General features: G+C 70.7%; 12 protein-coding genes and 1 pseudogene. 9 read left to right on the plus strand and 4 right to left on the minus strand.

Annotated features, from left to right (window positions below; all coding sequences use genetic code 11):
• From ACIRRS_RS30535 to ACIRRS_RS30545, 3 genes are all read right to left on the minus strand, one after another.
• A complete protein-coding gene (locus ACIRRS_RS30535) occupies nucleotides 1-828 on the minus strand; it encodes a carbohydrate ABC transporter permease (RefSeq protein ID WP_402977469.1) in 828 nt (275 codons plus the stop codon).
• Nucleotides 825-1853: a carbohydrate ABC transporter permease gene (locus ACIRRS_RS30540; RefSeq protein ID WP_402977472.1), complete on the minus strand. Its 1029-nt coding sequence runs from the start codon at nucleotides 1851-1853 to the stop codon at nucleotides 825-827. The genes ACIRRS_RS30535 and ACIRRS_RS30540 overlap by 4 nt, the downstream gene beginning before the upstream one ends.
• Before the next feature lie 88 nt (nucleotides 1854-1941).
• Nucleotides 1942-3237, minus strand: coding sequence for an extracellular solute-binding protein (locus ACIRRS_RS30545; protein WP_402977474.1), 1296 nt, complete (start codon nucleotides 3235-3237; stop codon nucleotides 1942-1944).
• A 337-nt stretch (nucleotides 3238-3574) separates the two neighbouring features.
• Between ACIRRS_RS30545 and ACIRRS_RS30550 the strand changes: the two genes are divergently transcribed.
• From ACIRRS_RS30550 to ACIRRS_RS30565, 4 genes are all read left to right on the plus strand, one after another.
• The gene (locus ACIRRS_RS30550) at nucleotides 3575-4366 is read left to right on the plus strand and encodes a GntR family transcriptional regulator (protein WP_402977476.1); all 792 of its coding nucleotides are present in this window, start codon (nucleotides 3575-3577) and stop codon (nucleotides 4364-4366) included.
• 287 nt (nucleotides 4367-4653) lie between these two features.
• Nucleotides 4654-4884, plus strand: coding sequence for a DUF3311 domain-containing protein (locus ACIRRS_RS30555; protein ID WP_402977479.1), 231 nt, complete (start codon nucleotides 4654-4656; stop codon nucleotides 4882-4884).
• On the plus strand, nucleotides 4881-6491 hold the full coding sequence (mctP, locus tag ACIRRS_RS30560) for a monocarboxylate uptake permease MctP (RefSeq protein WP_402977482.1): 1611 nt from the start codon (nucleotides 4881-4883) through the stop codon (nucleotides 6489-6491). The genes ACIRRS_RS30555 and mctP overlap by 4 nt, the downstream gene beginning before the upstream one ends.
• 155 nt (nucleotides 6492-6646) lie before the next feature.
• Nucleotides 6647-7456 (plus strand): histidine phosphatase family protein, encoded by an 810-nt coding sequence (locus tag ACIRRS_RS30565; RefSeq protein ID WP_402977485.1) that lies wholly within the window; start codon nucleotides 6647-6649, stop codon nucleotides 7454-7456.
• Here ACIRRS_RS30565 and ACIRRS_RS30570 read toward each other — a convergent pair.
• Nucleotides 7453-8400, minus strand: a complete 948-nt coding sequence (locus tag ACIRRS_RS30570; protein WP_402977488.1) for a helix-turn-helix domain-containing protein — start codon at nucleotides 8398-8400, stop codon at nucleotides 7453-7455. The genes ACIRRS_RS30565 and ACIRRS_RS30570 overlap by 4 nt on opposite strands.
• Nucleotides 8401-8791: 391 nt before the next feature.
• On the opposite strand from ACIRRS_RS30570, the gene ACIRRS_RS30575 reads away from it, so the two are divergent.
• The 5 genes and pseudogenes from ACIRRS_RS30575 (at nucleotide 8792) to ACIRRS_RS30595 (ending at nucleotide 14062) form a co-directional block, all read left to right on the plus strand.
• Complete coding sequence (locus ACIRRS_RS30575; RefSeq protein WP_402977491.1) at nucleotides 8792-9286, plus strand: GNAT family N-acetyltransferase; 495 nt, start codon at nucleotides 8792-8794, stop codon at nucleotides 9284-9286.
• Between the two features lie 74 nt (nucleotides 9287-9360).
• Nucleotides 9361-9471, plus strand: a pseudogene (locus tag ACIRRS_RS30580) (DUF2510 domain-containing protein); the annotation flags it as partial.
• A gap of 18 nt (nucleotides 9472-9489) precedes the next feature.
• Nucleotides 9490-10449, plus strand: a complete 960-nt coding sequence (locus ACIRRS_RS30585; protein ID WP_402977694.1) for a hypothetical protein — start codon at nucleotides 9490-9492, stop codon at nucleotides 10447-10449.
• 347 nt (nucleotides 10450-10796) lie between these two features.
• Nucleotides 10797-12749 (plus strand): glycosyltransferase family 2 protein, encoded by a 1953-nt coding sequence (locus tag ACIRRS_RS30590; protein WP_402977494.1) that lies wholly within the window; start codon nucleotides 10797-10799, stop codon nucleotides 12747-12749.
• Nucleotides 12749-14062, plus strand: coding sequence for a glycoside hydrolase family 26 protein (locus ACIRRS_RS30595; RefSeq protein ID WP_402977497.1), 1314 nt, complete (start codon nucleotides 12749-12751; stop codon nucleotides 14060-14062). The genes ACIRRS_RS30590 and ACIRRS_RS30595 overlap by 1 nt, the downstream gene beginning before the upstream one ends.
• The last annotated feature ends 70 nt before the right edge of the window (nucleotides 14063-14132 follow it).

The raw sequence follows: 14132 nt of genomic DNA on the forward strand, positions 1-14132 counted from the left end.
TCAGCCCTTCACGGCGCCGTCGGTCAGACCGCCGACCGCCTTGCGCTGCAGGAAGATGAACAGGATCAGGACCGGCAGGGCGAACATCGTCGAGGCGGCCATGGTGGCGCCCCAGTCGTTGCCGAAGGCGGTCTTGAAGGAGGACAGCCACAGCGGGAGGGTCTTGCCCTCGTCCTTGTTGAGGATCAGGACGAGCGGGAACTCGTTCCACGCCGTGATGAAGCCGAACAGCGAGGTCGACATCAGTCCGGGGGCGAGCAGCGGGAAGATCACCTTCACGAAGGCCTGGGGGCGGGTGCAGCCGTCCACCATGGCCGACTCCTCCAGCTCCTTGGGCACGGCGGCGATGAAGCCGCGCAGCGTCCAGATGGTGAAGGGCAGGACCATCATCATGTAGAAGAGGGTCAGCGGGACCAGGCTGTTCAGCATGTCGTTGTCGCGCGAGATGATGTAGACCGCGATGGTCATCACCTCCCACGGGGCCATCTGCGCCATCATGACGACCAGCACGAACCCCTTGCGGCCGCGGAACTTCATGCGCGCGAGGGCGAAGGACGCCATGGTCGCGATGAACAGCGACAGCAGCACCGCGCTGACCGTGACGACCACGCTGTTGGTGACGTACGTCCAGAAGTTCTCGGCCCCGGTGGCGGTGGTGTAGTGCTCCAGCGTCGCGCTGAACGGGATGAACACCGGCGTCTTGCTGGTGATGTCCTGGTCCTTCTTGAAGGACGTGGCGATCATCCAGTAGACGGGGAAGATGAAGAAGACGATGAGGACGACCGCGATCACGTTCGGCCAGGTACGTCCGAAGAGAGAGCGCCTCACAGCTCGTCCTCCTGCTTGATCAGGATGCGGAAGTAGTACGCCATCAGCACGACCAGCATCAGGATCGTGAGCACGGCGATCGCGGAGCCGACGCCGTAGTGCTGGCCGGAGGAGCCCTCCAGGAAGGCGTGCACGGGGAGGGTCCGGGTGAGCTTGTCGGGGCCACCGGCGTTGATGGCGTAGACCTGGGTGAAGCACTTGAAGACCCAGATGATCTCCAGGAACGTCGTGGCCAGGAAGAAGGGCTTCAGGTTGGGGAAGATCACCAGGCTGAAGATCTTGCTCGAGCCGGCGCCGTCCATGCGGGCGGCCTCGTACAGCTCCTTGGGGATGGTCGTCAGCGCGGCGTACATGTTGAACGCCACGAACGGGATCGACATCCAGACGATCAGCAGGATGATGACGAAGAACGTCGTGTACTCGTCGCTCGTCCAGTTGTAGCCGGCCATCGAGTGCCAGCCGGCCTTGTCCAGCATCCAGTTGACGACGCCGTACTGGGAGTCGAACAGCCAGGTGTAGACCGTGGTGGCGGCGACGATCGGCATGGCCCAGGCCAGCACCAGCGCGATGGACAGCGCGAAGCGCATCTTCTTGCCGAGGGTGTTGAGCAGCAGGCCGACCAGGGTGCCGGCGACCATGATCAGCACCACGTTGACCGCCGTGAAGGCGATGGTGCGACCGGTGACCGCCCAGAACTCCGGGTCGCTCAGCTGCTCCTTGTAGTTGTCGAAGCCGGTCCACTCCGTGAGGTGCATGACCAGCTGGCGCCTGTTGAGGTTCTGGAACGACAACAGGAAGATCTTCACCAGCGGCCAGCCCAGCAGCGCGATGGTGGCCACCGTGGCGGGTAGCAGCAGGGCGTACGGCGCGAAGCGGGCGCCCAGGCCCGGGCCGCCCGCGGATCTGGTGCGCTTCGACGCGGCGTGCCCGCCGCCGCCGTTGCCGGCACCGCTCACTTCCTTGGCCACGACCTCGTCCCCCGACTCCGGGGACGGTGTCTGCACCCGCTCCGAATGCACAGCCATCGTTCTCACTTCCTCACAACCGGCCACGACGGACAGGCGTCGCCCACCGGCCCCCCGCCGGGGGCCGGTGAGCGACGCCGCTCAGCACTTACTGCTTCTGGTTGAGACGCTTCGCGATCTCGTCGTCCGCCTTCTTGGCCGCGGCGACGGGGTCACCCGTCAGGGCCGCGGTCAGGAACTCCTTGATCGGGTTCGGGTTGTCCTCGACGCTCGCCCAGTTGGGGGTGTTCGGGGTGATGGCGCCGACGGCGGCGGCCTTCTGGGCGGCGACGGCGAAGTCACCCTTGATCTGGCTGTTCAGCTTGGCCTTGTTCGGGATGCTGCCGGACGCGGCGAACATGCTCTCGTTCTTGTCGTTGAGAGCGATCTTCAGGAAGTCCTTGGCCATGTCGGTGTTCTTGCTCTGCGCGGCGATCGCCAGGTTCGAGCCACCGAGGAACACGCCGGACGCCTTGTCGGCGGTCTTGCCGGGGAGCGGGAAGAACCCGACCTTGCTGGCCGGCAGGACCTCCTCCTTCGGGAGCTCCCAGCCGAGGCCGATCATGGCGCCGACGTCACCCTTGCCGAAGACGTCCTTCTGCTGCGGGGTGGCCTCGTCCTTGTCCTTCGGACCGGTGACCGAGTAGCTCTGGAGCTTCTTGTAGGTCTCGAAGGCCTTCTGCGCCTCGGGCGAGGACAGGCCGCCGGCCCACTTGTCGCCGTCCTTCTTGGCGATCTTGCCACCCTCGGAGGTGAGCAGACCGAAGTAGACGTACCACTCCTGACCCGGCATGTAGATCGGGTCGGCAACGCCGGCGGTGGCCTTGAGCTTGTCGAGGTCGGTGTAGAACTCGTCCAGGGTCTTCGGGGTGTCGGTCAGACCGGCCTTGGCCCAGAGGTCCTTGTTGTAGGCGACCACGCGGTTGGTGACGTACCACGGGGCGGCGTACTGCTTGCCGTCCAGGATGGCCGACTCGTTCTGGTTGGCGGCCCAGTCGTCGCCACCGAGGGCGGACTTGTCCTTGGTGATGTCCAGCAGACCGCCCGAGGCGGCGTAGCCGGCGGTCTGGGTGTTGCCGACCTCGAGGACGTCGACCGAGCCCTCGGAGAGCGCGGCGGTGACCTTGGCACCGATGCCGCCCCACTCCTGGGTGGCGAACTCGACCTTCGAGCCCGGGTAGGCGGTCTCGAACTCGGTCTTCACGGAGTCGGTCCAGCCCTTGGGAGCCGTGCCGCTCATCGTCCACACCTTGAGCGTCTTGCCCTTGTACTTGTCGGGCGAGGAGGCAGCGCTGGTCGACGACGAACCACCCTTGTCGTCCGACTTCTTGCTGTCCGAGCCACAAGCCGCGAGGCCGACGACCATTGCTGCGACGCCGACCGCCGCGATGAGCTGACGCTTCACGCCATCCTCCTGAGGGATGCCTGGGTACCCCACGTCGGGTGGCAGCGGCATACCCACGCAAAGCGGGAGGAAAGGTGCCGCGGACCCCTTCGAACGGGTGGGGGGATTCATCGGAACCGGCCTAGTGGTGTAGACCAGATGCCTGGAGCTTGGCCTAGACCAATGGGCCTGTCAACGGCCGTTGGACCGATCTCGACCACCCGTTATCAAGCCGACACCGCACATCGTTCATCGCGTGATGAGGTATTCGTTCCGTAGCCATACATGCAACGATGTGGTCCGTTAACGATGTGGCGGGGCCTGAAAAGGCCCCGCGAGAAGCGGGAGAACAGGCCGGATGAGCAGCGACGGGGGAACCAGCGCCCAGGTCAACGACCCCGAGGTGAAGAACCTCCCCACGCAGGCCGGCACCGACCCGACCGCACGCGTCCCCAAGTACTACGGCCTCAAGCGGCACCTGCTCCAGCTCACCGAGACCCAGCCCGCCGGAACGCCCGTACCACCGGAGAGGGCGCTCGCCGCCCAGTTCGACACCTCCCGCACCACCGTGCGCCAGGCCCTCCAGGAGCTGGTCGTCGAGGGCCGGCTGGAGCGCATCCAGGGCAAGGGCACCTTCGTCGCCAAGCCCAAGGTCGCCCAGGCGCTGCAGCTCACCTCCTACACGGAGGACATGCGCGCCCAGGGCCTGGAGCCCGCCTCCCGGCTGATCGAGATCGGCTACATCACCGCCGACGACCGGCTCGCGCCGCTGCTCGACATCAAGCCCGGCGGGCGCGTGCTGCGCATCGAGCGCCTGCGCCTGGCCAACGGCGACCCGATGGCCATCGAGGTCGCCCACCTCTCCGCCAAGCGCTTCCCCGCGCTGCGCAAGAACCTGGCCAAGCACAACTCCCTCTACACCGCGCTGCGCGAGGTCTACGGGGTCACCGTCGCCGAGGCGGAGGAGACCATCGAGACCACCCTCGCCAACCCGCGCGAGGCCGGCCTGCTCGGCTCCGACCTCGGCCTGCCGATGCTCCAGCTCTCCCGCCACTCCTTCGACGCGGACGGCGCACCGGTCGAGTGGGTCCGCTCCATCTACCGGGGCGACCGCTACAAGTTCATCACCCGCCTCAAGCGCCCGGAGTAGGGGACGCCGCGCCCGCGCCGCCCCGGCGCACGCGGGCGCGCGGCGGTCCGTCCGGTGGGAAGTTGTGCCGTTCCCGGTGACATGGGTCACGTCATGCTCTACATTTCGCAGCCGTACCGACCGTCGATCACCGCTGGTGCCGCTCGGCGGGCTCGTGGGGGGCGCACGGCTCCCCAGGGCTGCGGCATCGACGGGGAGCTACCCTCCGGAGCGCAGCCGAGATGCCCTCAGAACCCGATCCACTCGCAGCCGACACACCCCAGACGACCGGACAGCCCGTACCGGCGGTGACGCCCGAACGGGTCCTGGCCGGGCTCGCCCTGCTCGTGCCGATCGTCGCGATGCTCTGGGTGTCCTCCTACGACAAGACCGACCCGGCCGTGTCCGGCGTCCCCTTCTTCTACTGGTACCAGCTGCTCTGGGTACCTGTGTCGGCGGTCTTCACCGTCGCCGCCTACCTGCTGATCAACCGTGACGAGAAGGCCCGCAAGGCGGCCCGCAGCGGAGGCGTGCGATGAAGGACGTCAACGTGCCGGCCCTGGTGGTCTTCGTCCTCTTCTTCGCCCTCGTCACCGTGATGGGCTTCCTCGCCTCCCGCTGGCGCCGCGCCGGCGACGCCGCGCACCTGGACGAGTGGGGCCTGGGCGGGCGCAGCTTCGGCACCTGGGTGACCTGGTTCCTGCTCGGCGGCGACCTCTACACCGCGTACACCTTCATCGCCGTCCCCGCGGCGGTGTACGCGACGGGCGCGGCCGGCTTCTTCGCGGTGCCGTACACGATCATCGCCTACCCCCTGGTCTTCCTCTTCCTCCCCCGGCTCTGGTCGGTCTCCCGGGTGCACGGCTACGTCACCCCGGCCGACTTCGTGCGCGGGCGCTACGGCTCGCGGCCGCTCTCCCTGGTGGTCGCGCTCACCGGCATCCTCGCCACCATGCCGTACATCGCGCTGCAGCTCGTCGGCATCCAGGCGGTGCTGGACGTGCTCGGCGTCGGCGGCGGGGCGGACGCCAACTGGTTCGTCAAGGACCTGCCGCTGTTCCTCGCCTTCGGCGTGCTGGCCGCCTACACCTACTCCTCCGGGCTGCGCGCCCCGGCGCTGATCGCCTTCGTCAAGGACGCGCTGGTCTACATCGTGATCATCGTCGCGGTGATCTACATCCCGATCCGGCTCGGCGGCTACGGCCACATCTTCGACTCGGCCGCCGCCCACTTCAAGGCCGCCAAGACCGGCTCGATGACTGTCCCGGTGGACAAGCAGTGGGTGTACGCCACGCTCGGCCTCGGCTCGGCGATGGCGCTGTTCATGTACCCGCACTCGGTGACGGGCGTGCTGGCGTCCAAGTCCCGCAACACCGTGCGCCGCAACATGGCGATCATGCCGGCGTACTCGCTGATGCTCGGCCTGCTGGCGCTGCTCGGCTTCATGGCCATCGCGGCCGGCATCGGCAGCGGGGACAAGAACTTCAACACCCAGCTCTCGGTGCCGCAGCTGTTCGCGAACATGTTCCCGGACTGGTTCACCGGCGTGGCCTTCGCCGCGATCGGGATCGGCGCGCTGGTGCCGGCCGCCATCATGTCCATCGCGGCGGCCAACCTGTTCACCCGCAACGTCTACAAGGAGTGGCTCAAGCCCGCCGCCACCCCCGCCGACGAGACCCGGGTGGCCAAGCTCGTCTCGCTGCTGGTGAAGGTCGGCGCGCTGGTCTTCGTCCTCGGCATGGACAAGCAGGCCGCGATCAACCTCCAGCTCCTCGGCGGCCTGTGGATCCTGCAGACCTTCGTGGCGATCGTCGGCGGCCTGTTCACCCGCTGGTTCCACCACTGGGCGCTGTTCGCCGGCTGGGCGGCCGGCATGGTCTACGGCACCTGGCAGGCGTACGAGCAGCACACCCCGAAGGTCAAGCACTTCGGCGGCAACGCGGCCGAGATCCCCGGGATCGGCCAGCTCGGCTACATCGGCCTGACGGCCTTCGCGCTCAACCTGATCGTCTCGGTGGCGCTCACCCTGGTCCTGCGGGCCGTGAAGGCGCCGGTCGGACGGGACGAGACGGCACCCGGCGACTACAGCGCCGAGGGCGGTGGTGAGGAGCCGAAGAACGCGCCGGAGCCCGTAGCGGCGCACTGATTCCCGCCGCACGCGCCCTGTGGTCGCGCCGCCTTCTCCGTGAACACTGGAAAAGGCGGCGCGATCATATGTATGAACTGACGTGCACGCCGGGCACCACCAGACCGGACCGGCGAACGGCCGGAACCTGATCGACCCACGGGGAGCTCGCGGTCATGGCAGAACTCGGCACCACCCTCAACGGCCAGCACCAGCCCACGCAGCACCAGAACGGCCAGCACTCGAACGGCCACCACCACCTCGCGACCCACCGGCCCGCCGCCACCCGGCTGCCGTCCCTGCTGATCGCCACCCGGCACGGCGAGTCCACCGCCAACGTCGAGTTCCAGCTCGCCGACGCCACCGGCGCCCTCAGCGTCCCGATCAGCTGCCGCGACGCCGACATCCCCCTCTCCCTGCACGGCCGGCAGCAGGCCCAGGGCCTCGGCCGGTGGTGGGCCGGCCTGCCCGCCGCCGACCGCCCGCGCAGCGTCTGGTGCTCCCCGTACGTCCGCACCGCCGAGACCGCCCGGATCGCGCTCGCCCAGGCCGCCGGCCTCGGCGCCGTGCCCGTCACCCTCGCCGTCCGCTACGACGAGCGGCTGCGCGACCGCGAACTCGGCATCCTGGAGATGCTGCCCAAGGCCGCCATCGAGGCCAAGCACCCGGAGGAGGCCGCCCGCCGCCGCAAGATGGGCGAGCTGTACTACCGCCCGCCCGGCGGCGAGTCCTGGGCGGACGTCGCCCTGCGGGTGCGCAGCCTGCTGCGGGACGTCGGCGAGGAGGAGGCCGGACGGCCCGTCCTGCTCGTCGCGCACGACTGCACCGTGCTGATGCTGCGCTACGCGCTCGACCGGCTCACCGAGGAGCAGCTCGTCGCCCTCGGGCCGGTGCTCAACTGCTCGACCAGCCTGTGGCGCGCCCAGGACGGGCGGCTGCGCCCGGAACAGTGGAACGGCGTCGGGCACCTGGGGGCGGCGAGCTAGCTCCCGCCGAAGCACCGCCGGTAGGCCAGCGGCGTCGTGCCCAGCCGGCGCCCGAAGTGGTGCCGCAGCGCCGCCGCGTTGCCGAAGCCGCAGCGGGCCGCGATCGCGTCCACCGGCTCGGTGGTGGACTCCAGCAGCCGCTGGGCCAGCAGCACCCGCTGCCCGACCAGCCAGCGGTGCGGGGTGGTGCCCGTCTCCTGCTGGAAGCGCCGGGCGAAGGTGCGCGGCGACAGGTGTGCCCGGGCCGCCAGCTGCTCGACGGTCGCCTCCTCATCCAGGTGGTGGCGCATCCAGTCGAGCAGCGGCGCCAGCGAGACGCCGTCGCGCTCGGGGAGCGGGCGGTTCACGAACTGGGCCTGCCCGCCCTCCCGGTGGGGCGCCACCACCATCCGGCGGGCGATCTCCCGGGCCACCTCGGCTCCCTGGAGCCTGCGCACCAGGTGCAGGCAGGCGTCGATGCCGGCGGCCGTCCCGGCCGAGGTGAGCACGGGGTCGTCGTCCACGTACAGCACGTCGGCCTGGACGGCGGTGGCCGGGAACCGCCGGGCCAGCTCCTCGCTGTGCCGCCAGTGGGTGGCCGAGCGGCGGCCGTCCAGCAGCCCGGCGGCGCCCAGGATGAAGGCGCCGCTGCAGATGGACAGCACCCGGCCGCCGTCGGCCACCACCTGGCGCAGCGCCTCCAGCAGCGGCTCCGGGTAGGACTCGCGCAGGGCGGAGGCCGTCACCACGGCGAGGTCGGCGCCGGCCAGGCGCTCGGGCCCGTGGGGGACGTCCATCGTGAAGCCCGCGTGGGTGGCGTGCGGGCCCCGGCGGGCGCCGGCGATCGCGAAGTCGTACCCCGGCAGGCCCTCCGCCGTGCGGTCCAGCCCGAACACCTCGCAGGCCACGCCCAGCTCGAAGGGGTGGACCTCCTCCAGCACCACGGCGACGACGTTCTTCAGCATGCCGCCAGGATGCCCGGCCACCCGGTGGCGGCGGAAGGGCCGCGGTGGCAGGAATTCGACGGCATCGGGTGTTCCTGCCACTCGTGGGCCCCGCGGCGCCCGGCCAGAGTGGAGCCATGGACAGCGACACCCTCGCCGGCGTGCTCGCCATCGCCGGCGCCGTCGGCGGCTTCGGCCTCCTCGGCACGATGATCGGACGCGAACTCGGCCGCGGCCCCGCGGCCGGCACCTACCTCCGCCCCGGCGGCCACCGGGCCGACCCGGACCACCTCGACCGGCTGTACGGCACCATGCCCGCCGCCTCCCTGCGCCCCTCGGCCGACCCGGCGACCCTCCCGGTACGGAGCACCCCCCGGATCACCACCGACCACGGCTCCGGCACACTGGCCGGATGGACATCCTCATCCGACGGGCCCTCCCCCAGGACCTCGCAGACGCCGGCCGGATCACCGTCGACTCCTTCGTCGGCGACGGCTTCACCCGACCCGACAGCCCCTACGTCGAGCTGCTGCGCGACGCCGGGCGGCGCGCCCGCGAGGCCGAGCTCCTGGTCGCCGTCGACGCCTCCGACCAGCAGGTCCTCGGCTGCGTGACCTTCGCGGCCGGCGGCACCGAGTGGGCCGACATCGCCACCGAGCGGGAGGGCGAGATACGGATGCTCGCCACCGCGGCCGCCGCCCGGGGCCGCGGCGTGGGCGAGGCGCTGGTGCGCGCGAGCGTCGCCCGCAGCCGCGAACTCGGCCTGGCCGGCATGGCCTTCTCCACCCAGCCCACCATGACCACCGCCCACCGCGTCTACGAGCGCGTCGGCTTCCTGCGCACCCCCGAGCGCGACTGGTCCCCGATCCCCGGCATGAACCTCATGGTCTACACCATGGTGTTCTGAGGCTTGGTCAGCCCGCGCACATCTGCGGTGACTTGAAATGACCATCCCATCGACGCACTGCTAATATCCGCCGCATGACGACGGGGAGTGTTCCTAGCGGCTGGTACGACGATCCATCGGGTCAGCCCAACACGGTGCGTTGGTGGGACGGTTCGACCTGGACCGACAAGGTTCAGGCCAAACCGGCGGGCGGCGCTGCCCCCGTGAGCCCCTTCCCCGGCCACGCCGCCCCGAGCGACGCCGTGGCGACCGCGACCACCCGGACGGCGCCGCCCCGGCAGCCCTCGCCCGCGCCGCCGCCCACCCCGACGATGCCCGGCGTGCCGCTGCAGCCCTCCGCGCCGATCCCGGCCGCCACCGCGCCGACGCAGCCCTCACCCGGGCTGCCGCCCGTCAAGCCCGTCCCCACCTCGGTGGTGTTCGAGACCGTCGAGCCGGACCGCGGCAAGAAGCGCGTGCTGCTGGCCGTCGGCGCCGTGGTGCTGGCGGTCGTGATGGCCGGCGGCGGCTACCTGGTGGGCCACCAGGGCTCCACGTCCGACGACTCCCCGAAGGCCGGACCGGTCACCCCCTCGGGCCCCGCCGCCGACCCCAAGAGCCCGAACGGTTTCATGGGCACGGCCCTGACCGGCGGTCAGCAGCTCGCGGGCGGCCGGCAGATCACCGGCCAGGACTCCAAGATGAACTTCATGCTGCCGCAGGAGTGGCAGGTGCAGGTCGACGCCAAGGCCCCCAACGAGATCCGCTACGCGGTGAACCCGTACGCCTGCGTGGGCCACGGCGGCGGGGCCTGCACCCGCGGCATCGTCGTGCAGAACCTCCGGGTGCTGAACGGCGGTTGGTCCGACCCGAAGTCCCTGGTGCTCGGCATGGGCCAGCTGCTCTACAACTCCCGCTACGGGGCCGACTCCCCCACGCCGCCGGAGCCGGTCAAGCAGTCGCCCGTGAAGATCCAGGGCATGGACGGCTACCTCGCGCTCTGGCACGTCCCGATGTCCAGCGGCTCCTCCGCGCCGGACAGTTACTGCGGTGTGCTCGAAGTCACCCCGGCCGCCGGGGCGACCACCGTGCCGGTGCTCCAGATCTGCCTGGACCAGGCCGCCGAGGCCCCGCCGCTGGCACTGATGGACCAGATCGCCAACACCGTCAAGATCACGCCCTGACCAGCGGATCGACGCACGCCCGCAGCGGCCCCGGCGCCTCCCGCGCCGGGGCCCCGCCGTGATCGCTCGATCACGACCCGTATGCTGACGCGTGCACACCGCTTGGCTGATGATCGGTCAAGCATGAGAGCGCCGGCTCATCCCGCCCGTCGATGCGACGAACCCGACGGGCGGCGCCGACCGGCGGAGGCTGAGAGCAGGGGAAACCAGCCGTTCCGGCACCACGGGGCGGCGGTACGGGGGTTGACCGGGTGGACTCCACCAACGAGCAGACGACCGACCGGGGCAGGCGGGGGCGCGGACGCCACGGACGTGTCCTTCCGCGTGCCCGTCACGAACGGCGCATCGTGCGGCGCGAGGTGCGCAACTCGGCGGCGCAGCGCGCCTACGTCGCCTGCGCCGAGACGGCCGGCCCGCTCAGCCCCGGCGAGGACGGCGCCGCCGTCCGCTACCGCCCGGCCTCCTCGCGGGGCGCGACGTTCACCACGACCCTCCTGGTGCTGGTCAACGCCCTCGCCGGCCTCGCCTTCGTCGGCTGGTTGCTCCTCCCCGAACACATCCCCGGTTCCGGTGTGGGCTGGTCCCCGGACTGGCGGATCAACCTCGCGCGAATCTGCTTCTGTGCTGTAGTAACGGTCGAGGTCATCCGTCTGGTTCAGAACCTCGCCGTCTGGGTCTTCGCCTTCCGCGCCAAGGACCCGGTGCCGGTCACCCCGCCGCCCGGCCTGCGGGTCGCGGTGCTCACCACGATCGTGCCGTCCAAGGAGCCGATCGAGATCGTCGAGCGCACCCTCGCGGCCATGCTGCGGATCGAGTACGACGGCCGGGTCGACGTCTGGATCCTCGACGAGGGCGACGACGACCGCGTCAGGAAGATGGCCGCCCGGCTCGGCGTGCACCACTTCAGCCGCAAGGGCCGCCCCGAGTACAACCAGGCCGAGGGCGAGTTCCGGGCGAGGACCAAGTCCGGCAACCACAACTCCTGGCGCGCGGAGCACGAGCACGGCTACGACGTGGTCGCCCAGATGGACCCGGACCACGTCCCGCTGCCCTGCTTCCTGGAGCGCACCCTCGGCTACTTCCGCGACCCCGACATCGCGTTCGTCGTCGCCCCCCAGGTCTACGGCAACATGTACGACAACTGGGTCGCCCACGGCGCCTCCGTGCAGCAGTACCTCTTCTCCGGCCTGGTCGAGCGCGGCGGCAACGGCATGGACGCCCCGCTGCTGATCGGCACCAACCACCTGTACCGGCCCGCCGCCTGGCGCCAGATCGGCGGCTACCAGGACTCGATCATCGAGGACCACCTCACCAGCATGCGGGTCCAGGCCACCGTCAACCCGGCCACCGGGAACCGCTGGAAGGGCGTCTACACCCCCGACGTCCTCGCCGTCGGTGAGGGGCCGACCTCCTGGACGGACTACTTCAACCAGCAGAAGCGCTGGGCGTACGGCATCTGGGAGATCCTGCTCAAGTCCCGGCTGCGCTCGGGCCCCAGGCTCCGGCTGCGCCAGCGCGTGCTGTACGGCCTCGTCCAGTTCTACTATCCGAGCGTGGCGATCAGCACCGTCCTCGGCAGCCTCGCCACCTCCGTCTACCTCGCCCTCGGCGTCACCTCCATCCACCTCAACAGCGCGCACTGGATGGCGCTGTGGGGCGCCAGCATGGGCAGCTGGTTCCTGCTCTGGCTCTGGCTGCGGCGGTTCAACCTGGCCGCGCACGAGCGGCGGGAGATCGGCACGGCGGGCATGGGGCTGGCGCTGTTCGCCGGGCCGGTCTACGTGGCCGCGGCGATCGCCGCGCTGCTGCGGCGCCCGCTCGCGTACGCCGTCACCGCCAAGGGGGACCTGCGCAGCGCCGAGTCGCTGTCCACGTTCCGGCTGCACCTGCTGTGGGCGGCCGTGGCGGGCGGGCTGCTCGGGGCGAGCTTCACGCTGCACCACGACATCTGGATCCTGCGGTTCTGGGCCGGGGTCAGCCTGTTCACCGGGGTGGCGCCGCTGCTGATCTCGCTGGTCGGCGCGCGCCGGGAGAGGCGGGCCCAGCGGGCGGCGGCGGCCAAGGCGGTGTCCGAGGCGGTGTCCGAGGCCGAGGCCAACGCGGTGTCCGAGGCCGAAGAGTCCCCGCTGGAGGAACCCGCGCCCGCTCCCGTACCGGTTCAGCGCAAGCGCGCCGCGGCCGTGGAGCCCGTGCGGGAGGCCGCCGAGGAGCCCTCTCAGGAGCCCGCGCGGGAGCCCGGGTTGGAGGAGCTGCTGGAGCCCGCCCGGGCCGGCGGACGGGCCGGACGGAGGGCCCGCTGATGCTGCGGATCACCGTCCCCCGGATCGCCGCCCTGCTCGCCCTGGCGCTGATGGTCGGCTACACCTTCGTCCTCGCGCCCCGGCTCTCCCGCAACCACGCCGAGGACCCGTACGCCTTCGGCGGCTCCGCCCCGACGGCGAAGCCGAGTTGGCTGACCGCCGCCCTGGCCGTCCCGCCGCCCGCGCCCACGCCCACCGAGACCCCCGGCGCGACGCCCGCCCCCACGCCCACCGGGCCGCCCCCGGCGCCGCGCTTCCCGGCCGCCGGCACCGCGTTCACCGGCATCATGACCAAGCCCGGCCCGTACGACCTGGGCCCGCTCGACGAGTTCGCCACCGCCGTCAAGCACCAGCCGAACGTGCTGGAGTTCTCCGTCGGCTGGTGGGACCGGAAGTTCGACCGCCGGACCTTCGACACCGTCGCCGAACGCGGCATCATGCCGATGGTCGCCTGGGAGCCCTGGGACTACCGCAAGGAGGCGAAGGAGGACAAGCTGCGCGGCAACCAGCCCGAGTACTCCCTCGCCCACATCATCGACGGCACCTTCGACGACTACATCAAGACCTGGGCCGCGGGCATCCGCGACCTCGGCTACCCCGTCGCGCTGCGCTTCGCCCACGAGATGAACGGCTACTGGTACCCGTGGTGCGAGCAGGCCAACGGCAACCAGAAGGGCCAGTACGTCCAGGCCTGGAAGCACGTGCACGACCTCTTCAAACAGGCCGGCGCCACCCGGGTCGCCTGGGTGTGGAGCCCCAACGTCGACTACGAGAACGCCACCAACCTCGGCTCGCTCTACCCCGGTGACGACTACGTGGACTGGCTCGGCCTGTCCGGCTACTACGGCACGACGGGCGTCGAGAAGTACAAGTCCTTCGACCAGATCTTCTCGCCGACCATCAAGCAGCTGCGCGAGTTCACCCAGAAGCCCGTGGTGATCACCGAGACCGCGGCCACCGACACCTCGGGCCTCAAGGCGCAGTGGATCACCGAGATGTTCGCCCAGCTCCCCCAGCACCCCGACATCATCGGCGTGATCTGGTACGAGTCGCGCAAGGAGGTCGACTGGCGGGTGACGGCCTCCGACGCCGCCTCCCAGGCCTTCGCCGCCGGTGTCGCCGCGCCCCGGTACGACACCTCCTGGACGGTCCACTCCGAGCCGCTGCTGACGGCCCCTCCGCCGGCCTCCGCGCCCGCCCCGGCGAGCGACCCGCCGGCCGCGCCGTCCCCCTCGGCCGTGACGAAGCCCCCCGCGAAGAAGCCGACGCCCACCGCGACCCGGCCCCGGTCGAGCTCCACCCCCGCCGGGTGAGCGCGCCCCCGACCCGGCCCCCGTCCCGGCCGGCCCCACCGCAGCAGCAGCTTCAGCAGCGAGGCGAGGA

The sequence above is a fragment of the Kitasatospora sp. NPDC101183 genome, from assembly GCF_044767945.1.
Lineage (GTDB): Bacteria > Actinomycetota > Actinomycetes > Streptomycetales > Streptomycetaceae > Kitasatospora.

Excerpts from the sequence above, each read along its gene's own strand:
- ACIRRS_RS30570 (WP_402977488.1), bottom strand. The coding sequence starts at position 8,400 with ATGCTGAAGAACGTCGTCGCCGTGGTGCTGGAGGAGGTCCACCCCTTC.
- ACIRRS_RS30540 (WP_402977472.1), bottom strand. The coding sequence starts at position 1,853 with ATGGCTGTGCATTCGGAGCGGGTGCAGACACCGTCCCCGGAGTCGGGG.
- ACIRRS_RS30565 (WP_402977485.1), top strand. The coding sequence starts at position 6,647 with ATGGCAGAACTCGGCACCACCCTCAACGGCCAGCACCAGCCCACGCAG.
- ACIRRS_RS30550 (WP_402977476.1), top strand. The coding sequence starts at position 3,575 with ATGAGCAGCGACGGGGGAACCAGCGCCCAGGTCAACGACCCCGAGGTG.
- mctP (WP_402977482.1), top strand. The coding sequence starts at position 4,881 with ATGAAGGACGTCAACGTGCCGGCCCTGGTGGTCTTCGTCCTCTTCTTC.
- ACIRRS_RS30575 (WP_402977491.1), top strand. The coding sequence starts at position 8,792 with ATGGACATCCTCATCCGACGGGCCCTCCCCCAGGACCTCGCAGACGCC.
- ACIRRS_RS30595 (WP_402977497.1), top strand. The coding sequence starts at position 12,749 with ATGCTGCGGATCACCGTCCCCCGGATCGCCGCCCTGCTCGCCCTGGCG.